The following is a 20,244-nucleotide window of genomic DNA, read 5'->3' on the forward strand; positions in this document are numbered from 1 at the left end:
ACCGGTAAATGAGGGTGCGAATGAATTCACACCCTCATTTTTTATGGTAATTATTCCAAATGATTTACTTGTTGTGTGTATTTTATCTAATGTCGTCTAGTTTGTAACTTCCGATAAGGTCCGTATAACATTTAACAAGTTGTGCGGTACAGTTGGCTGAAGATAGCTTTGTGGCATTAGACCTGGCCCTACTGCTCATCTGCTCCCGCAGGCTGTCATACTTCAGCACGTGACAGATATGTTTAGCCAGTTGTAGTGGCTCCGGTTCCGTCAGGTAGCCATCCATACCATGTTCGACCATCTCAGACACTCCATAAGCCCCAACGGCTACAACAGGAAGCCCGGCCGCTTTAGCCTCCGCAATAACGATCCCTTGGGTTTCGGAAATAGAAGAGAAGACAAATAAGTCAGACCCTGCATAGCAGTTGGCAACTTCATCCGGCGAGAGTGTACCGGTAAAGACAACCCGTTCTCCAATGCCGAGGTGGTCCGCTTCTGATCTAAGCTCCTCCTCCTCTGGCCCACCCCCGACGATTACCAGGGTTGTCTGGTTAATCTCACTGTTAACCAGGCTAAAACTCTCCAACAGAAGGCCGATATTCTTTTCCCGCCCCAATCTTCCCACGAAAAGAAGGATTTTCTCCTGTGGGCTAATGTTAAAACGTTGGCGCAGCCAAGCCCTGTCAGCAGTTTGGAACTTGTCAATTTTGATGCCGGTAGGAACCTTGCTAATATTTACCGTTACTCCGATTTTTTGCAGATAATCAGCGATAATGGCTGTGGGAACAATAACCAGGTCGCACTGGTTGCAAAAATCACGGCTGACCTTTTGGGCCATTTCTTTGGTAAAGGATCTGGCAAATGGTACATAGTGGACATACTCTTCATAAAGGGTATGGTAGGTAAAAACCAGAGGGATACCCTCTTTTCTTGCATACTTCGCGCCGAGCCGCCCCAGCAGGAAGGGGGAGTGGACGTGTATTAAATCCAGTTGCAAGCCCTGAATAATTGGCTTTAAGCGCAGTGAGAAAGGAACAGCCAAGGTGAATTCACGGTTCGTCAGGGACGGGATGGAGGCAAAACGAAATACCCTGCTTTCATGATTGCAGTTTTTGTAACTTGGCGCAAAAATAAAAACGTCATGCCCAAGGCTGGTTAGTTCCTCCTTGAAGGTCTGTATTGAACGCACGACGCCACTGGTATAGGGCAAGTAGCTATCGGTAAAAATGCCGACTTTCAAGTTCCCGGCTCCTCCTGTAGTTGCATCTGTGGCTAATTTTAACATATGAGTCATAAAGAGTACAAGTTTTCCACCAGGCTATATCATGCATCTGGATGCTGTAGCAAAGCCTTCTGCCTGAACACAGTTTATTCCTTGCATTTTTTAATCTAGGGCTTTACTGGATAAAACCCGATCCTTCTTAATATTGTAACCCTGAAAAATTTTCTTAAACAAGTGAAGCGCTCCACTTGCCTTTCGCTAGCCGGGGGCGCCAATTTGTGGTGCACTGTTACCAGATCTTGCAGGAATCAGCCTCCGAAGGAAATACCGATTTGCCTGGCCGCCCGGACCAGGTCACTGTCGGTGGGAACCACCCGCATTTCACCCACCGCCTCAGCCAGAGGCACTGATTTTATATAGGGGGTCTGCAGACAGACCATTTCACCAAATTTTCCTTCCATAACCAGGTTTACCGAAGCAACACCAAAACGTGTAGCGAGGACCCGGTCAAAGGCAGTCGGGGTACCACCCCGCTGCAGGTGGCCAAGCACCGTCACCCTGGTTTCCATTCCGGTACCTTCTTCGATTTGCCTGCCGACCAGGTTTCCAACACCCCCCAGACGCACCGGCTCAAAACTATCCGGGACCATCCTTTGGACAACCATATCCCCCCCAACAGGTTTGGCCCCTTCCGCCGCTACCACAATGCTGAACTTTTTACCGGACTCGAACCTCTCCATGATTTTGGCGTTAACTTTCTCAATGGAATAAGGTATCTCAGGAATAAGTATGACGTCGGCGCCGCCGGCCAGACCTGCCTCCAAGGCAATCCACCCGGCATAACGCCCCATTACCTCCAGGACCATCACACGGTGGTGCGATTCTGCAGTCGTGTGTAGCTTGTCAATGGCTTCAGTGGCTGTATTTAAAGCAGTATCAAAGCCAAAGGTCTGGTCGGTTGCTGATAAGTCATTGTCTATAGTTTTGGGCACACCCACCACCGGCAGGCCTTTCTCAAAAAGCTCCTTACCGATGCTGAGGCTGCCGTCCCCACCTATAATTATCAAAGCATCGATTCCGTGGATACTGATGTTCTCCATAACCCTGTCGGAAACATCCCTGAACACTTTCTCACCGTTTACTATGGTCGGATAATGAAAGGGGTTGTCTCTATTGGTAGTGCCGAGGATAGTGCCCCCTCTGGGCAGTATACCTACTACATCCTTTTCAGACAGGTCACGGGCCCGGTTCTGGAGCAGCCCGCCAAAACCGTTTTCAAACCCGACCACTCCAAGAGAATAATCCCTTACGGCTGTTTTCACAACCGCTCGGATTACTGCGTTTAAGCCGGGACAGTCACCCCCGCCAGTTAAGACTCCCAGGCGTCTAACCTTGCCAATACCCATAACCATACCCCCTATTTTTTGTTACAAAGAGCTGCCGGCATACCGCCGGCAGCTCTTTTAGCGCACATTTGATAAGGCTGGCGGGCATCTAATGCCTTGCCGGTAGATACCACTTTGTTTCAGTCCCCATCCTTTACTGGCCTGATTTATCCACCAGTTCTGATAGAGTCTGCTTCAACCTGGACAAAGCATCACCATAGCCGGTCCAATCCCCAGCCTTGAGCTTGCTTTGGGCTTCGTCATAGAGTTGGTCAGCCTTTTTGGCCAGTTCTGCGACACTTGCATCCGGCCGCTGAGTCCCGGGCTCGGTTTGCAACTCAACGGCAGGTGTACCTGCGCCCTTCCCGCTTCCAAATATTCTATCAAGAGCCAGCTCAAGGGTCGGCTCCATAACCACGGTGTCCCCGTGCGCTACTATAACCCTCCTCAGTTCAGGCATCTTGCTCTGTTCAGCCTGCAGGTACAGCGGCTCCACATATAGCAGGGCATCATTAATTGGAATTGCCAGCAGGTTGCCCCGTATAACCTTTGAGCCCCGCTGATCCCAAAGCGATATCTGCTGGGATATGACTGTATCCTGGGTTATCCTGGCTTCAACCTGCGCCGGCCCGTAAACCAACTCCTGTTTGGGGAAGCTGTAGGACAGGATTTTGCCATAATCTTCTCCATCTGAATTGGCCGCCAACCAGGCAATCATGTTCTTCTTATTTTGCGGTGTAAAGGGCAGAATTAAAACGAACTCAGGCTCATTCGAGCCAGGCAGCTCAATAATGGTGTAGTAAGGCTCCATCGGTGTTTCTGTTTGTTCCGCAACTTCAGTCGCAACATTCCATTTGTCTTCCCTGTTATAAAAAACCTGCGGTTCTTGCATGTGATAAACAGCGTACATATTGGCCTGAATCTTAAAATAATCAACAGGATAGCGGATATGCTTCCTTAGCTCCTCGGGCATATCCTCTAATGGCTTAAACATTCCTGGGAATATCTTACTGTAGGTCATAACTATGGGATCATTCTGATCGCTGATATAAAAATCCATCTCTCCGCTATATGCATCAATCACAATTTTTACCGAATTTCGGATGTAGTTGTTGACTTTATCGTAAGGTTCTGAATACGGATACCTGTCGGTGTTGGTGTAGGCGTCCCACATCCAGTAAAGCTTGCCTTCACTCAATACAATATAAGGATCGTTATCAAGTTGAAGAAACGGAGCAACTTTGGTTACCCTTTGCTTAATGGTACGGTAGTACAGCACACGGCTGTCGTTGTTAACCTCCTTGGACAGGAGCAGCTTATAATCACCGAGTGAAAAAGCAAACATAAACCGGCGCCAAAAGTTGGATATCTTTACTCCACCGTCGCCCTGGTAGGTAGAGTATTCGTTCTCGTCACCCCTGGGATAATTAAACTCCTGTGACGCCGTGTTAACAATTACATAATTATCGGTAACTTCACCGTAATAAATTTCCGGTCGATCAACTTTTAAATCTGTTTGGGTAACAGGGGGGATATCTTTAAGGAAAAAAGTAGGCAGTCCCTCACCAGACAAGGAGTTTACAGGGCTCATGGCTATCCCGTAACCATGCGTGTATATCAGCCGCTGGTTGACCCATGTTTTGGCCTGACTCAACAGGCGTTCCTGGTTCAGTTCCCTGGCCCCCAGCATAACCTGCCGGTATTGACCATCCACTACATAACGGTCAATATCTATATCCTTGAACTCATAATAAAGCCTCATTTCCTGCAGTTGAGCATAAGTCTGCATGAGCGGCGCCCAGTCCCACAACCTGACATTATCAATAGTATCCTTGTTGGCCTTGATATCGTCAGCGCTTAATATACGCCCGGCCGGAAAATCCTTTTTTTCAACAGCGTCAAGGTTGTAAGCCATCCTGGTATACTGAATATTTCTCTGCAGGTACGGGCTTTCCATGGCAATCTCATTGGGCTGCACCACAAATTTTTGCACCACGGACGGGTAAATTCCACCCAGGAGTATGGACGCCAGCAACAGCACTCCGATGCTGTACACCACCAACCGGAAGCGCTGTAGAAAAAGGTTGACCAATATGGCCAGAGCGCACAGCAGCGCAATTACCGATAATACCTTGTAAGCCACTATCGTAGCGTGAGTGGAAGTATAGCCGGGTCCCCAGACAGCGCCGTGGTGGGTATAAAGCAAAGCATATTGGTTCAACTGATATCCCAGGGCTTTAAGCCCGAAGAAAATAGCTGCCAGGAATGAAAGGTGGTAACGCGCCGAAATGCTGTTCAGAAGCTTTCCCGCTTGACCCTGGACAATATTGACCAGGAGGTATACCATAGAAACCCAGAAGGCTATGATTATTATAGCCCAACTGGCTAAATTATATAGAAACTCGTAAAATGGGAGCTTGAAAACATAAAAACCTACATCTTTTTGAAAAACAGGTTCAATGCTCCCAAAGGAGGTGGGATGGAGAAACTTTTGCAAAGTTACCCAGTCGCCTACCACACTAAAGCTAAATAGAAATGCCATAACAAGGCTTAAGGCAAAAAACGCTACAAGTAAGAGTTTTTTTGTAAGGAAGTGGCTCCAGGGAGAACTTTGGATGGTAAGAACATTCTCTTCCTTATATACGGCAGCATTTTGTGCAGCCTTCAGCAGCGGCCCAAGAGTAAAAAGAAGATTAAAGAATAAAAGCAGGAAAAAAGTCACACCGACAATAATCCGAAGTCCAATATCCGAGACAACTATGGTCATAAAAACGCTCTGGTAATTCAGAGACTGGAACCACAGCCAATCAGTATAAAGACGGGCTCCGGAAATTGCAACAATGACCAGCACAACCACCAACGCTAAAACAACATTAAACACACGTCGAAAATTATGTTGCAAGCAACTAACCTCCCAAGTTATCCATACATCAGTACGTAATTATATCCCGCGTTTACATCGGCCTTGGTATCTTTTGCGAATCGTCCGCTTCATGTTTGAGCTTGGCCTGGCACATCAGGCAAACTGACAGTGGTTTCTTTTGGGGTAGATCGTCATCATAATCGTCGTCTAAAGGATCAGGATTGGACACAAGCTCTTCCTCCATAATCTTGCCACAGAGCATACACCGCAATTTCATATCCGGCACCCCCAATTAAAATAGTTGAGCGATAACCTAGATATTTCGTTGCGGCTTAATCTAATTCCTGCCCAATAAAAAAAATAGGGACACAATTCAAGCTAATTCCAATATTTAAGACATATTAATAGTTTAACCTCAATTCATAATAATTTACATTTATCACATTAGACTTTTAACATTGATATAAAAAAACCTGGCTATTAACCAGGCTGTATGTCAATTAAATGAGAATGCTCTAATAATATGGACGCGCCGGAACTGGTGCCAAGGCGGTTAGCGCCTGCTTTGATCATGTTTAAAGCAGCCTGGAGATTACGAATCCCCCCGGCTGCCTTAACCCCGAACGATGGTCCCACTGCCCGTCTCAAAAGGGCCACATCCTGAATTGTCGCGCCTCCCTTTCCAAATCCCGTTGAGGTTTTTACAAAATCAGCGCCAGCCTCAACAGCCAGCCGGCAGGCGACAATTTTCTCCTGGTTATTCAGCAAACATGTTTCCAGTATAACTTTTACCGCGACCTGAGAATTCTCTCTCCTGGCCGCCTGCACTACTGCCGCCAAATCGTCTTGTACTTGGGTCAACAGGCCCCCCTTGAAAAAACCAATATTCATCACCACGTCGACTTCCAAGGCTCCGGCCCGTACAGCGGCTCCTGCCTCTACCGCCTTAAGCGCAGGGTCACCGGCCCCCAGGGGAAATCCGACCACCGTGCAAATAAGTACTCTTGAGCCGGTAAGTTCCCTGTGCACCAAAGGGATATAACAGGGATTGACACAAACCGCTTTGAATCCGAAACTTACTGCCTGACTGCAAAGTTCTATAATATCCCTTGGAGTGGCATCCGGCTTCAAAAGGGTGTGGTCAATTAGCCCGGCCAACTCAGCTTTGGAAAGGAACGCCTGATCTTCCATTGTCATCTCTAACTTTCCAGGGCCAGTTTTAAAATCCGGTCAATCAGTTCCGGAAATTCGATGCCTTCGGCACGGGCAGCATCCGGGAAGAGGCTGGTTGCAGTCATACCCGGGATGGTATTAACCTCCAAAATGAACGGATTGCCTTCGTGATCAAGCATGAAATCAACCCTGGCCAATCCCCTGCAGCCTAATGCTTTAAAGGCCCGTACGGCAAGATCCTTGATAATCTCCTGCTGCTCTCGTGAAATGCGTGGCGGTATAATATGATCACTCAAACCGGCTGTATACTTGGCCTCATAATCGTAAACCCCGGTCGTTGTGACAATCTCAATCAGGGGCAGCGCCACCGGTTTTTCGTTGCCGAGCACTGAGGCTGTTATTTCCCTGCCATCAATAAACTGCTCTACGAGGGCTGTGCGATCATAGCGGTAAGCCAGTTCCAGAGCGCTAACCAGGTCATCTTTCTTGTGAACAAAACTGATACCTATAGTAGAACCCTGGGTTGGCGCCTTGACTACTAACGGCAGCTCCATTTTGCTGTAGATTGTTTCCGCAGCAGCCTGCAGACCCAGTCCTTTGACAGCATTATTTTCCAGTTCCAGAAAATGCGGCGTCGGCAGGCCTTCGTAGCTCAGCATCTTTTTGGTAGCTATTTTGTCCATGGCAAGAGAACTGGCAAGGACCCCGGAACCCGTGTAAGGTACGCCAATCATTTCCAGCAACCCCTGAATGGCCCCGTCTTCTCCATACTTGCCGTGCAACGCCAGGAAAGCCAGCTCTATACCCTCTTCCTTTATTCTTTCAACAACATCAAGTCCCACATCAATTTTCACTGCCGGGCGACCTAGTTTTGCAAGCGCATTATAAACGGCCGCTCCTGTCTTTAGCGATATTTCCCGCTCGGGGGAGCGGCCTCCCATCAGGACACCAATTTTGGGCGACACTGCTTTCACCTCACTCTTTTTGTTCCATTAAACTGGTTTAAATATATTCGTGCCAATTCCATAAAATCCTTTAGGATAGAGTTTTCTCTTGACGCAAGGCAATTATTTTTATATAATATTTATTGCTGATACACTTAGGGGTGTAGCTCAATTGGTAGAGTAGCGGTCTCCAAAACCGTTGGTTGGGGGTTCGAGCCCCTCCACCCCTGCCATATAGTGTTATAAGGGTTTTCGGTCTTGACCGGAAGCCCTTTTTATGTTAATAAAAAATGGTCCGACTTGACCAATTATAAACCACACCATGGGAACAAGTTGTTCGATGAATTTATTCAGTTTAAACAGGCAGAAGGGCGGACTCCACGCACGTTAAACGATTACCGATATATTCTTACCGCTTTTTTCACCAAGTACTACGAAAGCTGGAGTGATTCGCCATCCTGAAAGCTTCCATTCGAAAACATTTGGCTGGTCTCTCCGCAAAAGCATCGGCTTCTAAACGCTCCGGCAGCTCCATTACTGAAACCAGCAGGCGATGAACCTCTTTAGCGAAAATCAGTTTGTAATTGATTCCCTTCTGGAAACGCCGTCGTAATTAAGCGCTCTTTTCTTGCTTTCGCTTATTTAATAAGGCGATCCTGGCATTGGTACGCTAATATGATCACTAACTGCTGTTGACAATATTAAGCTGATTTGCCAAGGTCGGTTGTGACATAAAAAAGAGGTTCCTGAATATGCCGGGTCAAACTGAACAGTTTGACCGCTGAGATTGAACAGTGTCTCCGTTTGAAACTGGACACCCTTTCCGGCAAAGTTGAACACCGGATATGACCTTTCTGCTAAATTGAATTTATGCATCTGAAAGGTGCAAATAAATTCAAGGAGGGTCATAGAGATGACCAGTTACAAAGAGATTCTGCGGCTACATAGCCTCGGAATCAACAACAGCCGCATTGCGTCTGGATGCGGATGCTCTCGAACCACGGTTATTAACGTGCTTCAAAGAGCAAAGGATCAAGGGCTAAGTTGGCAGACAGTGGCCGAAATGTCCGACAAGGAGTTGTCACAGCGCCTTTTTTCTTCGGAGAGCGCTAAGCCCGCGTACAAAATGCCGAATTACGACTACATCCATCGTGAGATGGCGAAAAGCGGTGTGACCTTAACTCTGTTATGGCTTGAATACTGCGACCAGTGTCGCGAATCCGGGCAAGTACCGTACAAGTCGACCCAGTTCAACAAATATTACGCTGACTATGTGAAAAGCACCAAGGCAACCATGCACATTCACCGTAAGCCTGGGGAAATCATGGAGGTAGACTCGGCGGGACAAACCGCCAGGATCATCGACACAGACACGGGAGAGATTATCCAAGCCTATGTGTTTGTGGCTGCCCTGCCATACAGCGGCTATGCCTATGTGGAAGCCTTCCTTTCACAAAATCAGGAGAGCTGGATTACCGCCCATATCAACGCCTATCGCTTCTTCGGTGGAATCACTCGCATTATGGTACCGGACAACTTAAAAACCGGCGTGGAGAAGGTGACGAAAGGCGAAGCAGTTATTAACAAGACCTATCAGGAGATGGCTGAACATTATGGTACAGCGGTTATTCCATGCAGAGTTAGGGCTCCCAAAGATAAACCCACGGTAGAAGGATCGGTCGGCATCATCTCAACATGGATACTCGCTGCTCTGCGTAATCAGCAGTTTTTATCGTTACGAGAGCTGAATGCTGCCATTCGGGAAAAGCTAATGGTTTTTCTAGAGAAACCTTTTCAGAAGAAGAACGGGAGCAGAGCCACCTTGTTCGATGAGGAAAAACCCTTCTTGCTGCCGTTGCCCTTAAAGCCATTTGAATTGGCGACCTGGAAGATTGCCACTGTTCAATACAATTACCATATCAGTGTGGAGACCCAGAAGTATTCGGTGCCGTTTGAATACATCAAGCAGAAAGTTGATGTCAGGATTACCCGCAATGTGATTGAGGTCTTCTTCCAAGGCAATCGCATTTGTTCTCATCCCCGGCTCTATGGTAGGAGCAATCAATACAGCACCCTGGAAGCCCATATGCCACCAGATCATCAAAAATATGTGTCTTGGAACGGCGACCGCTTTAAATCCTGGGCAGCCAAAATCGGTGAGAATACAAGCGCTGTCATTAACCTGTTTTTAGGAAGTCACAAAGTCGAGCAGCAGGGCTACAAGGCTTGTATGGCTCTTTTGAAACTGGCCGACAAATATTCGGTGGAGCGCCTTGAATCGGCCTGCACCAAAGCATTGTCCTACACTGTACAGCCTAGCTTGAAGAGCGTTCAGGCCATCTTAAAATCCGGTCAGGACAAGCTGCCGAAAGAAACCCCGGGCCATTCCTCCTCTGAGTTTGGACTCACACGAGGAGCCGATTACTACAGCAGGAGGGATGGAAAATGCTAAACGATTCAACCGTAGCCAAGCTTCACGAAATGAAGCTTAGTGTCATGGCTGCAGCATTCCGGGAACAGCTCAAAAACGCAAACTTGTCTGACATGGCTTTTGAAGAACGCTTCGGTCTGCTGATCGATGCCGAATGGGCAGCCCGTAAAAACAATCGGCTGTCGCGCTTGATCAAAAACGCGGGTTTTGCCTTCAATGACGCTTGTATTGAGAACATTGAGTATCATGACGATCGCAAACTCGACAAAGCTCAAATCATCCGCTTGGCTAGCTGTAACTACATCCAAGAAGCCCATAACATCATAATCCTTGGAGCCACGGGTAGCGGAAAAACCTACCTCTCAAATGCTTTTGGCATGGCTGCCAGCCGAAACTTTTACACGGTTAAATATGTACGGCTTCCCGATCTGCTGGGTGAATTGGCCATTGCACGCGGTGAGGGGACATACCGCAAGGTCATCAAAGCTTACAAACAGGTAAAGCTGCTCATTTTGGATGAATGGCTTCTGTTTCCGCTCAAGGAAAGCGAAGCCCGCGATCTGCTTGAGATCGTAGAATCTCGTTACAAAAAAGCTTCTACCATATTCTGTTCCCAGTTTGAGATCGGCGGTTGGTATCATAAAATTGGCGAACCGACACTGGCCGATGCCATTTCAGATCGCATTGTGCATGATTCCTACACCATTTTTATCGACGGTAAAAACTCTATGCGGGAGCGCAAGGGTATTGCCAACAGATAATTCAAAACAGCCTTACGGCTATTGAGGGCTCTGCCCTCAAACTCCCGAGGTTTATCGCTTAGTTTTCCAAAGAGAGTGATGTTATGTTGCTTTTAACAAAAAAAGAGCGACGCTCACCGGCATCACTCTCCCCGCAAAACTCTTAAGCCGCTCGGGTCACTCCTCAGTGTTGCCCTATCCTGCTTAAAAGTAAAAGCAGTTTGAGTATACCATGTGATCCTTTAGTTATCAATGTACAGCCACTACGGAATGATTGTTCAATTTAAACGGTCTTAGTGTTCAACTTCGGCGGTCTAGGTGTTTTTTCTTAGCGGAATATACAGGTTCCCTCCAGTTCACGGAAGGAAACCTCTTTGTTTTTCTATCTTCAAGTATTAATTATATCTTTTATTTTTCAAGTATTGGATTATATATTCCGTAATTACTCCAATAATAGCCCCAACCATACCGCCCAACAGTGTACCAAGTATTGGACTACCCATAAAACCCCAGATTAATCCAAGGTTAAGCCCTACTGTCATTCCAATAAATAAACCATTAAGATATGTTTCTTTTGAGAGATGGTCTACCTTCTCATAGCTAAGCTGGTAATTAATGCTTTTTGCTTCATTATAAGCATGCCAAGCAGCGAAAGCATAAATGCAAGGATAAAACATGGCCCATTGAAAGTTCAAAATTTGATGTGCTCTAGAAAATTCTCCATTAAATGAAAAATAAATAGAGAGATTTATTTTACCTAAATTATTCACCAATAATTCCAAAACCAAAAAAGTAATAGCAAAAAGGTAATTTTGATTATACAAATGTCCAAATCCTGGAATTAATAGCGAACATATAAACGATACCCAAGGAGTTTTGTATGAATTTATCTTATGTATATTTATCATTGAATATCCTTATTAAAAGAGGCTTCTTAATGCACCCAGTAGATAATTTTAGTGTGTTTTACCAACTTTATTGCCCTTATACACCTGCGGTGGTTCTTCCATCCAACCATTTTCCATCATAATCTTTGTACCTTTTTCTGCGTACATCCCTGCGTTTGCCATGAATTTGACATACTTTGCACCAATGTCGTGCCTCGGCGATGCCGCCAATGAAACCCCGTATGCTCCTACCCCTGAATTATTTAGCAGTCCTACATGATACATCATTAGCTTGTCTGAAAAAGGTGCAACAGTTGAATCAGTGACACCTGCATCCCATGGTAACGGGGTGGGGATACCGTCTTCTCGAAGTATCGAGGTAAATTCCTCGATTATACTATCTGATATTTTTATCCCTCCCAACATGTAATCCCTTACTTTTTCCGACTTCGCTACCTGAGCGAAACCAGTTAAGAGAACACGCCCAATATGGTTAATCAATATATTTAGGTATAAGTGGGATATTTCTTCAGCTAAAAGCGGTCGTTTTTCTCCTATAAACCCGGTTAAAAAGCTGGTTTGCCTGGTTATAGCCCTTTGATCAGAGATAGGGATGTAAGGATGCCTCGGGAGAATGCCTTTTGACAACATAACGTTAACAACTTTTCTATTTAATTCGGTTGTAGTAGCAATTGATTTTTCATAAAAATCAATAATGTCTGAGCGCGTAGAAAGATTTAGATTCAAGATATTCCTTGTAAGGCCGAACTCACACATATTTCTCATATAATAAAGATGGTAGGAGTCGGTGAAAAGCCTGGGAGCTCCCAGGTTAAGATCTTTTTCTGTAAAACCCATGGGAACATTGACATTGTCCTTATTAAATATTTCAGCGACTCTTCTTATGCGTTTCTCGCTTAATCCTAAGATTTCAGACATTAAGGGGCGGATATCGCTTTCATCAGCCTCAATCCTTTCAAAATACCTAAATACACACGTAAGCAAACTATAATGAATGTAAGTATTCCACAATGACGAAACCTCTGCTGAAGTAAGTTCTGTGTCTTGATATGTAGCCGTTTCTGAAACATAATCCTTTGTTTTTTCTAACCACTGCTTCGCCTCCATTTAGTTACGCTCATTCCTTTCTATGATTAATTCTCAATATAGCTTTCTCAAATGTTTGATTTTTTAACAAGAAAATTCTTGGAAGCCTGGTAAAATCCAGGCAAGTTTGTCGTAGATAGAATAGCTCTGGCGATCCAAGCAGCTAAGTCACTTCCTTTCCCCGTACTTCCCAAGCCTTTCGGTTTTTCACGGGGAAACAATTCGATCCGTGGCGTATCACCCATGAGTAACGATCCGCTGCCTTCCTTCATCCGGTTTCTTGATTTGCCGGTCCCTCTCCGCGACGATGAGTTACCAAAAAACAACAACCTTTTGATAAGCATTTCCTCATTTTTTTCTATTATTGACTTAATTTATAAATAACCATAAAATATTATAAAATGAATTACAATTCAACTTATTCATAATTCAGGAGGCGCCTCTAACGCATGGCTTACCGGCAAACTGATAAGGTAAGAGAAAAATTTGATCTTAAAAAAAAAGAAATAATTAAGGCAGCCCGTGAGGTTTTTGCCGAGAACAGTTATCAGGGAACATCTATTAAGGTGCTGGCTCAAAAAGCAAAAATCGCTACCGGCACCTTCTACCTTTATTTTTCCAACAAAGAAACCTTGATTAATATGATTGTCGATGAACTATTCCAGGAACTCCTTAACTCAATAAAAAATGAACGGGCGAAATTTACCGATGGATTTGATAAACTTAAGGCTTCCATGGAAGCATGCATTAAACTTTTTGTAAGAGAAAAAGGCATGGCAAAGATCCTGCTGGTCCAAGTACCTAGTGTAAATAATGCCTTCAATGCCAAGCTTATCGAGCTTGAAAACGAGCTGATTAAACTAACCAAAGAGGACCTGGATGAATTAAAAAGTCTGGGACGACTGCCCGATGATGATACCCTGGTCAGCGCCATGGCTTTTGTGGGCAGCTTCCGGCAGGTAATCATCAACTGGCTGCGGGAAGGAAAACCGGAAAACCTGGAAGCGGCCTTTGACACTTTGATGAAATATAATATCAGGGGATTGGGGCAATAAAAGTGCAGGATTATTTCCTATCAATAAAATCCTTAAAAGTCCTTTACGAGCAAAAAGGAGAGACAGTCACAGCACTTGACTCTGTTAATCTCTCTCTGAACCAGGGCAAAAGAGGTGTTATTATCGGCCCTTCAGGCTGCGGTAAAAGCACCCTGATTAGCGTATTGGCAGGTCTGAATTCAAACTATTCCGGAGAAGTGTTAATCGACGGCAGACCGCCTACTATAGGTGGAGAAACAGCTATGATTCTACAGGATTTTGGTCTCCTGCCCTGGAAGACGGTTTGGGACAATGTGGTTTTGGGTCTTAAACTTCGGAAAAGGACCACCGCAGAAATTAACGTGGCAGTAGCCACGCTCCTGGAAAAACTGGGCCTCTGCTCCCTGGCCAAAAGATACCCAGCCCAATTAAGCGGTGGTCAGAGGCAACGGGTAGCCATTGCCAGGGCTTTGGTGCTGGAGCCTAGACTCTTATTGATGGACGAGCCTTTTTCTTCGCTGGACGCCCTGACGCGAGAAGAAATCCAGGATTTCCTTCTGGAAATCTGGGAAGAAACCCGGCTCACAATCTTATTGATCACCCATAATATTGAAGAAGCTGTTTTCCTGGGCCAAAAGATCTTTATCATGTCTTCCGGCCCAGGACATATTCAACAGGAAGTAGAGAACGGATTAGCAGGGGCCTCCCACCTGAGGGGAAAGGTACAATTCCTTGAAATGTGCAGTTCCCTTCGATCATTTTTGCGCGGGAGGTACAGTGATGCGGCAACCGCTTAAAAAAGGACTGGGAACGATGTCACTCGTTATTTCTATCATAATTCTCCTGTTCGTCTGGTGGCTTCTCGCCCTGGCTTTAAAAAGCCCGGCTGTTCCTCCCCCTTTAGGCGCCTTAAAAAGCTTTTTGACTAGCCTCCGGGGGGAACTTCTTATTCACCTGGGCATCAGCCTTTACCGTGTTCTTGTGAGCCTCATTCTGGCGGCAGCCATTGGAGTGCCATTGGGTATTTTCTTGGGTAAAAACCCGGAAATCGACGCCAGGATCGCACCCATGATTTACCTGACTTATCCAGTGCCAAAGGTTGTCTTTATGCCTATTTTTCTTATCCTTCTGGGAATCGGGGATATTTCCAAAATCGTATTGATCACCCTGATCATATTTTATCAAATCCTTGTGACAACACGGGATGCAGCAAAAAATCTGGCAAAAGGATATATTTCTTCAGTTCGTTCACTGGGGGCCTGCTCCCGGGATTTATACCTGCACGTTTTTCTTCCAGGCTGCTTACCGTCCATACTCACCTCTCTGCGACTGGGGCTGGGGACAGCCATGGCCGTACTCTTTCTGGCGGAAACTTATGCCACCCAAAAGGGTATCGGTTTTTTTATTATGGATTCTCTGAGCCGGATGAATTATGAAGAAATGTTCGCAGGCATTATCGCCATGGGGCTAATGGGATTTATTCTCTATATCATGCTGGATAAGATGGAAAAGGCGCTATGCGAATGGGTTCATTTATAACTTATCTATTAGATAACCAATAGAAAATAAAATACTGAAAATTAACGAAAAACGGGCTGTCCCGGCCAGGGTAGCATTCAGAGCGACACCTTTTTTTGTTTGCACATCACGGACCAGCGGCCTGATAAGGGGTAAGGAAATCCAAGACATGATCATCCACAGCGAATATTCACCGCTTAACCACATAATTAATGGTACCAATTGAGAGGCCATAAGAAAAAAGTAATATTCCAACCGGGTGCAGGAGGGTCCTAAGCGGACGGCCAGAGTCCTTTTGCCTCCTTTTTTATCAGTTTCCATATCCCGGTAGTTATTTACTACAAGTATCGCACAAATTAAAAACCCCATGGGAATGGATGCCCACCAGGCTGAAGCGCCGATAAATCCTGCCTGAACATAATAAGTGCCGCAGACAGCTACCGGTCCAAAGAAGATAAAGACGAAAATCTCACCCAGACCGTGATAACCAAGGGGATATGGACCCCCTGTATAAGCAATGGCGGTAATAATGGACAAAACCCCAATTAACAGGATGGGCCATCCCCCAACCCAGATCAGGTATGTACCAATCAAAAAGGCCAGTGTGAAGACTGTCCACATCCCCGCCAGTACCTGACGGGGGCTTAATAGGCCCGCCTGGGTAACTCTCATGGGCCCGGTCCTTTCTTTGGTATCCATTCCTTTTTTAAAATCAAAAACATCGTTGGCCAGGTTGGAACCGATCTGTAAAAGCAAGGCCGCCAACAGGGCCGCTAGGGCCGGCCCGATTCTGAAAGCCTGATCGCCGGCAACGAGTGCCGTACCTACCAACACAGGTCCAACAGCTGCAGGTAATGTCTTCGGACGAACGGCCAGCATCCATATTTTCAGAATACTCTGTTGTTGTTGAGGGCTTACCATCATATCCATAATATTCATATATTCGTATTCCTTAGACATAATCCTTCTTTTTGCTACAAAAGGTTCATATTGACTTTTGATTAATGTCAAATTAACATAAAGTTAAAGAAGTGAACCTTGGTTCATTGTATTACGCTGAAGGGCCTAAGGAGGTTGGTAATGTGAAAAATACTGTGAGGTTGATAGGCTTAATTTTGCTGGTTTTATCTCTTCTTTTGCTGGCCGGATGCGGGCAAACGAAAGTGACAGCAGTAAAAACAGCGCCGGAAAAATTAAAGATCGGAATATTGCCCCTTGAGGACGCCATGCCTGCAGTAGTGGCGGAGAAAAATGGTTACTTTGCTCAGGAAAACCTTGATGTTGAACTTGTTCGTTTTCAGAGCGCGGTGGAACAGGAAAGCGCCATACAGTCCGGGCAACTGGACGGCATTGTCAACGATTTGATAGTGGCGGCACTTTTAAAAGAATCCGGCCAGAATATCAAAGTCACTTCAATAGCACTCGGGTCAACTCCCGAGGAAGGAAAATTCGCCATTGTCGCTGCGCCAAAGTCCGGCATTAACACACTCGCAGACTTAAAAGGTAAAAAAATAGGGATCGCTAACAATACCATCATCGAATATGTTACGGACGGTCTGCTGGAGGATGGCGGGATTGACCCGTCCCTGGTTGACAAAGTGTCCGTGCCTAAAATCCCCGTACGCATGGAGATGCTTTTCAGCCACCAGGTTGACGCCATTGTGGTACCCGATCCCCTGCTGACCTTTGCCGAGTTTAAAGGCGCCAAAATCGTAGTCCGGGATACGGCTCGTAACCTTTCCCAGTCTGTGGTGATTTTCAACCAAAAAACATTAAACGAGAAGAAAGGTGCTGTAGAAGCATTCTACCGGGCATATGCCAATGCAGTGGACGACCTCAATAACCATCCGGTTGATTACCAACAAGTAATGATTGATAATGTCAATATTCCCGAACAAATTGCCAAAGACTATCAAATCCAGCGCTATCCCAAACCCCAGCTTCCCGCAGAGGAGGATGTCAACAATATTTTGAAGTGGATGACAAAAAAAGGCCTGCTGAAAACAGATTTAAAATACCAGGACCTGGTTGAAAAAATTTAATTGTACTGAGCAATATACAATGATTGCAGGATTCTTTCCCCAAAATGGTCCTTTAAACCAATTCACGTATTTAATATAGCGGTTTTAATATACTTACCGTATTTCAAACCATGGGAAATTATTGGCCCCGTCCGGGTGAAAGCTGGTTGTGTAGATACTGTCCAATCTAATCTCAAAAAGTTGTATTCCGCTTTTCCCATATGGGTAATTTTCAGTACTATAAATTTTATTACCTCTAATCTCAAACCATGGCTCTTGGCCTGGTCCATCCGGGTGTTTTTCTGCAGGGTAGATTTTATCATTTTTAATCTCAAACCATGCTAAATTCTGATCAACATCCGGATGATGCACTGTGGTGTAAATCATACTCAAAACTTGCTACCCCCTAATCTTTTTTAAAAAAATTCTAGCTCGCTGCACGGGCTAGAATTTTTTTATTTCTTTCTTGAACTTTTTATGGCAACTATGGCAACATGCCCGTTCACTTTTCAGTATATAACCGTGCTTCACAAACAAATGCTTTCATTATACCTGAAAAATTATTTTTCCTTCTCAGCTTCAGCCTCAGCCTTGGCCTTCTTGATTATATCTTCAGCCTGACGCCCGGGAACTTCCTCGTAGCTGCTGAACTCCATCTTGAAGGAACCTCTGCCCTGGGTTATGGACTTAAGGTCTATGGCATAACGGTACATCTCAGAGAGAGGACACGTTGCTTTAACAATGGTTTGCTTGCCTTCGGACTCAGTGCCGAGGACACGCCCGCGCTTGGTGTTAAAATCACTGATAATATCTCCCATGTTATTTTCCGGTACCCGCACCTCAACATTCATGATTGGCTCTAAAAGCACCGGTTTGGCCAGCATGGCGCCTTTTTTAAAGGCAAGGTGAGCCGCAATCTTAAAGGCCATTTCGGAAGAGTCCACGTTATGGTAGGAACCATCATACAAAGTTGCTTTAAGACCGGTAGTAGGAAAGCCCGCCAGTACCCCGTCATTTATAGCTTCACGCAAGCCCTTCTCAACTGCGGGGAAATACTGTCTGGGGACAGAACCACCAAAAACCTCCTCAGTGAAGGTAAATTCTTCTTCCGGGTTTGGTTCAAAGCGGATCCAGACATGACCGTACTGCCCGCGTCCACCCGATTGTTTTTTGTGTTTTCCTTCTACTTCTACCTTGGACCTTATTGTTTCCCTGTATGGAACCTTGGGTTCGGCCAACACGACATCAACACCATACCTGCGCTTAAGTTTTTCAACCAAGATGTTGATGTGCAGTTCTCCCATACCGGTAAGAAGAGTTTGTTTTATTTCGGTGTTCTTCTCAACGCGCATAGTCTGGTCTTCTTCAAGCAGCTTGGAAATGGCATCGCCCAGTTTATCCTCATCGTTCTTACTCTTGGGGGATATGGCCACAGTCAGGGTGGGCACGGGGAAGTCAATTCTTTCCAGAACCACATGCTTATCCCTGTCACACAAGGTGTCGCCGGTCCCGGTATCCTGGAGTTTTACCACCACTGCCATGTCGCCGCAGTTTACCACATCAGTCTGAACCGTGTTTTTACCCCGGACAAACAGGACATTGCCGATTTTTTCGTTTTTTTCCTTACTGCTGTTGTAAACAGTTGTATCACTTTTGAATTTTCCGCTCATAACCTTCAGGAAGTTCATTTTACCAACGAATGGGTCTGCGATGGTCTTAAATACAAGGGCTGCCATCGGACCTTCATTTTCCTGTGGAGCCGGCAAATAATTTATGATGACATCGAGCAGTTGGGCAACTCCTGTATTTTTGGTTGCCGATCCTGCCAGCACTAAAACCGCCTTACCAAGAGCAACGGATTTCTTCAACCCGTCCTTAATCTCGTCCGGGGTCAGCTCCTCCCCTTCCAAATATTTCATTGTGAGGTCGTCATCGCCCTCAGCTGCCGCTTCAATTAACTGTTCCCTGTAGCTGGCGATGTCGTCCTCCAGATCGCCGGGAATCCCGGTCTCCTTGCCTTTTCCTTCACCCGTATAGGCCTTTGCGTTAATGATATCAACCACGCCGTTAAAGGTGCTAAATGAGCCGATGGGAATTTGTACGGGAACAAAATTAGCTTTAAATTTTGACTTCAAATCATCCAGAACTCTTTCGAAATTAGCATTTTCTCGGTCCATTTTATTGATAAATACTATCCGGGGCAGATTATATTGGTCGGCAATGTCCCAGATAATCTCGTGCTGCACCTCAACGCCGTCAACGGCTGATACCACGAACATGGCTGCATCGGAAACCCTTAAAGCACCTTTTACTTCACCGATAAAATCAGAAAAACCGGGAGTATCCAGCAGGTTTACCTTTACACCGTTTGATTCACACGGTACCAGGCTGGTGTGAACGGTAATCTGCCTTGACGTTTCCTCGGGATGGTAATCCGAGGTAGTTGTCCCGTCCTCAACCCTGCCGAGGCGTGATAATACACCGGTATTAAACAGCAAAGCCTCAACCAGGGAGGTTTTTCCTGCCCCACCGTGGGCCACTACCCCGAGGTTGCGTATTTGTCCGGTTTGATAGTTCTTCAATATGTATGCCTCCTTTTGTAAATAATGGTTTCCCTAAAACTGTCATTCTATACTTTATTAGAGCATAAATGGGCATTTTTGGAACAAAACAAAAAAATAACCCCCCCTAAGGATTAACTAAAACAACGTTGATCAACCCTCAGGGCAACAGGCAAAATGACATAATATTTTCAAATTACCAATTCTACAGGCATAATCCAAATTCCTTGTTATTTTAAAAATAGCGTCTTATTTTTTAATACTTCAGTTCCGTCAGCAAGCTTTTTTCATAGGTAAATTTAGGCTGCATAGATATTATCAGGAAGCTTTAGAGCTCTCAACTATTAATGGGAAGGAT

17 protein-coding genes and 1 tRNA gene are annotated in these 20,244 nt (G+C 45.5%); 7 read left to right on the forward strand and 11 right to left on the reverse strand.

Translation table 11 applies throughout. The features are described from left to right. Positions 1-82: 82 nt before the first annotated feature. From Psch_RS02130 to Psch_RS02155, 6 genes are all read right to left on the reverse strand, one after another. On the reverse strand, positions 83-1,240 hold the full coding sequence (locus Psch_RS02130; protein WP_134218485.1) for a glycosyltransferase family 4 protein: 1,158 nt from the start codon (positions 1,238-1,240) through the stop codon (positions 83-85). A gap of 290 nt (positions 1,241-1,530) precedes the next feature. Then, on the reverse strand, positions 1,531-2,628 hold the full coding sequence (locus tag Psch_RS02135; RefSeq protein WP_134218484.1) for a 6-phosphofructokinase: 1,098 nt from the start codon (positions 2,626-2,628) through the stop codon (positions 1,531-1,533). Positions 2,629-2,761: 133 nt separating this feature from the next. Beyond that, entirely contained in the window at positions 2,762-5,509 is a 2,748-nt protein-coding gene (locus Psch_RS02140; RefSeq protein ID WP_190239001.1) for a UPF0182 family membrane protein, read from the reverse strand. A 52-nt stretch (positions 5,510-5,561) separates the two neighbouring features. Further along, positions 5,562-5,747, reverse strand: a complete 186-nt coding sequence (locus Psch_RS02145) for a hypothetical protein (protein WP_190239002.1) — start codon at positions 5,745-5,747, stop codon at positions 5,562-5,564. 203 nt (positions 5,748-5,950) lie between these two features. Continuing rightward, positions 5,951-6,661, reverse strand: a complete 711-nt coding sequence (gene deoC, locus Psch_RS02150; RefSeq protein ID WP_190240199.1) for a deoxyribose-phosphate aldolase — start codon at positions 6,659-6,661, stop codon at positions 5,951-5,953. Between the two features lie 8 nt (positions 6,662-6,669). Beyond that, positions 6,670-7,608 (reverse strand): D-alanine--D-alanine ligase, encoded by a 939-nt coding sequence (locus Psch_RS02155; protein WP_134218481.1) that lies wholly within the window; start codon positions 7,606-7,608, stop codon positions 6,670-6,672. Between the two features lie 136 nt (positions 7,609-7,744). On the opposite strand from Psch_RS02155, the gene Psch_RS02160 reads away from it, so the two are divergent. From Psch_RS02160 to istB, 3 genes are all read left to right on the forward strand, one after another. Further along, positions 7,745-7,820 (forward strand) — tRNA-Trp (locus tag Psch_RS02160). A gap of 680 nt (positions 7,821-8,500) precedes the next feature. Further along, a complete protein-coding gene (gene istA / locus Psch_RS02165; RefSeq protein WP_134220420.1) occupies positions 8,501-10,039 on the forward strand; it encodes an IS21 family transposase in 1,539 nt (512 codons plus the stop codon). Then, positions 10,033-10,779 (forward strand): IS21-like element helper ATPase IstB, encoded by a 747-nt coding sequence (istB, locus tag Psch_RS02170; protein WP_134220419.1) that lies wholly within the window; start codon positions 10,033-10,035, stop codon positions 10,777-10,779. Before istA ends, istB begins: the two co-directional genes overlap by 7 nt. Before the next feature lie 374 nt (positions 10,780-11,153). On the opposite strand, the gene Psch_RS02175 is transcribed toward istB, so the two are convergent. Both Psch_RS02175 and Psch_RS02180 read right to left on the reverse strand, forming a co-directional pair. Beyond that, positions 11,154-11,666, reverse strand: coding sequence for a hypothetical protein (locus Psch_RS02175; protein ID WP_190239003.1), 513 nt, complete (start codon positions 11,664-11,666; stop codon positions 11,154-11,156). Between the two features lie 48 nt (positions 11,667-11,714). Next, on the reverse strand, positions 11,715-12,773 hold the full coding sequence (locus Psch_RS02180; RefSeq protein ID WP_190239004.1) for a DUF3231 family protein: 1,059 nt from the start codon (positions 12,771-12,773) through the stop codon (positions 11,715-11,717). A gap of 428 nt (positions 12,774-13,201) precedes the next feature. Between Psch_RS02180 and Psch_RS02185 the strand changes: the two genes are divergently transcribed. From Psch_RS02185 to Psch_RS02195, 3 genes are read left to right on the forward strand one after another with little or no spacing between them, the layout of a single operon-like run. Further along, positions 13,202-13,807 carry a TetR/AcrR family transcriptional regulator gene (locus Psch_RS02185; RefSeq protein WP_190239005.1) on the forward strand — a complete coding sequence of 202 codons (606 nt, stop codon included), beginning with the start codon at positions 13,202-13,204 and terminating at the stop codon, positions 13,805-13,807. Positions 13,808-13,809: 2 nt separating this feature from the next. Then, complete coding sequence (locus tag Psch_RS02190) at positions 13,810-14,583, forward strand: ABC transporter ATP-binding protein (protein ID WP_190239006.1); 774 nt, start codon at positions 13,810-13,812, stop codon at positions 14,581-14,583. Beyond that, positions 14,567-15,325: an ABC transporter permease gene (locus tag Psch_RS02195; protein ID WP_190239007.1), complete on the forward strand. Its 759-nt coding sequence runs from the start codon at positions 14,567-14,569 to the stop codon at positions 15,323-15,325. Before Psch_RS02190 ends, Psch_RS02195 begins: the two co-directional genes overlap by 17 nt. Here Psch_RS02195 and Psch_RS02200 read toward each other — a convergent pair. Beyond that, complete coding sequence (locus Psch_RS02200) at positions 15,320-16,243, reverse strand: 1,4-dihydroxy-2-naphthoate polyprenyltransferase (RefSeq protein ID WP_243123928.1); 924 nt, start codon at positions 16,241-16,243, stop codon at positions 15,320-15,322. The two genes, Psch_RS02195 and Psch_RS02200, sit on opposite strands and share 6 nt — an antisense overlap. A gap of 143 nt (positions 16,244-16,386) precedes the next feature. On the opposite strand from Psch_RS02200, the gene Psch_RS02205 reads away from it, so the two are divergent. After that, complete coding sequence (locus Psch_RS02205) at positions 16,387-17,346, forward strand: ABC transporter substrate-binding protein (RefSeq protein WP_190239008.1); 960 nt, start codon at positions 16,387-16,389, stop codon at positions 17,344-17,346. A 93-nt stretch (positions 17,347-17,439) separates the two neighbouring features. Here Psch_RS02205 and Psch_RS02210 read toward each other — a convergent pair whose 3' ends face one another. Together Psch_RS02210 and fusA are read right to left on the reverse strand one after the other, a co-directional pair. Then, positions 17,440-17,718 carry a hypothetical protein gene (locus tag Psch_RS02210; protein WP_190239009.1) on the reverse strand — a complete coding sequence of 93 codons (279 nt, stop codon included), beginning with the start codon at positions 17,716-17,718 and terminating at the stop codon, positions 17,440-17,442. Positions 17,719-17,885: 167 nt separating this feature from the next. Beyond that, positions 17,886-19,907, reverse strand: coding sequence for an elongation factor G (gene fusA, locus Psch_RS02215; RefSeq protein ID WP_190239010.1), 2,022 nt, complete (start codon positions 19,905-19,907; stop codon positions 17,886-17,888). Between the last annotated feature and the right edge of the window lie 337 nt (positions 19,908-20,244).

It is taken from the genome of Pelotomaculum schinkii (assembly GCF_004369205.1).
GTDB lineage: Bacteria > Bacillota > Desulfotomaculia > Desulfotomaculales > Pelotomaculaceae > Pelotomaculum_C > Pelotomaculum_C schinkii.

Bases quoted from the DNA above. Each gene is read 5' to 3' on its own strand.
- Psch_RS02135 (WP_134218484.1), bottom strand. From the start codon at position 2,628: ATGGGTATTGGCAAGGTTAGACGCCTGGGAGTCTTAACTGGCGGGGGT.
- Psch_RS02145 (WP_190239002.1), bottom strand. From the start codon at position 5,747: ATGAAATTGCGGTGTATGCTCTGTGGCAAGATTATGGAGGAAGAGCTT.
- deoC (WP_190240199.1), bottom strand. From the start codon at position 6,661: ATGGAAGATCAGGCGTTCCTTTCCAAAGCTGAGTTGGCCGGGCTAATT.
- istA (WP_134220420.1), top strand. From the start codon at position 8,501: ATGACCAGTTACAAAGAGATTCTGCGGCTACATAGCCTCGGAATCAAC.
- istB (WP_134220419.1), top strand. From the start codon at position 10,033: ATGCTAAACGATTCAACCGTAGCCAAGCTTCACGAAATGAAGCTTAGT.
- Psch_RS02175 (WP_190239003.1), bottom strand. From the start codon at position 11,666: ATGATAAATATACATAAGATAAATTCATACAAAACTCCTTGGGTATCG.
- Psch_RS02180 (WP_190239004.1), bottom strand. From the start codon at position 12,773: ATGGAGGCGAAGCAGTGGTTAGAAAAAACAAAGGATTATGTTTCAGAA.
- Psch_RS02185 (WP_190239005.1), top strand. From the start codon at position 13,202: ATGGCTTACCGGCAAACTGATAAGGTAAGAGAAAAATTTGATCTTAAA.
- Psch_RS02195 (WP_190239007.1), top strand. From the start codon at position 14,567: ATGCGGCAACCGCTTAAAAAAGGACTGGGAACGATGTCACTCGTTATT.
- Psch_RS02200 (WP_243123928.1), bottom strand. From the start codon at position 16,243: ATGAATATTATGGATATGATGGTAAGCCCTCAACAACAACAGAGTATT.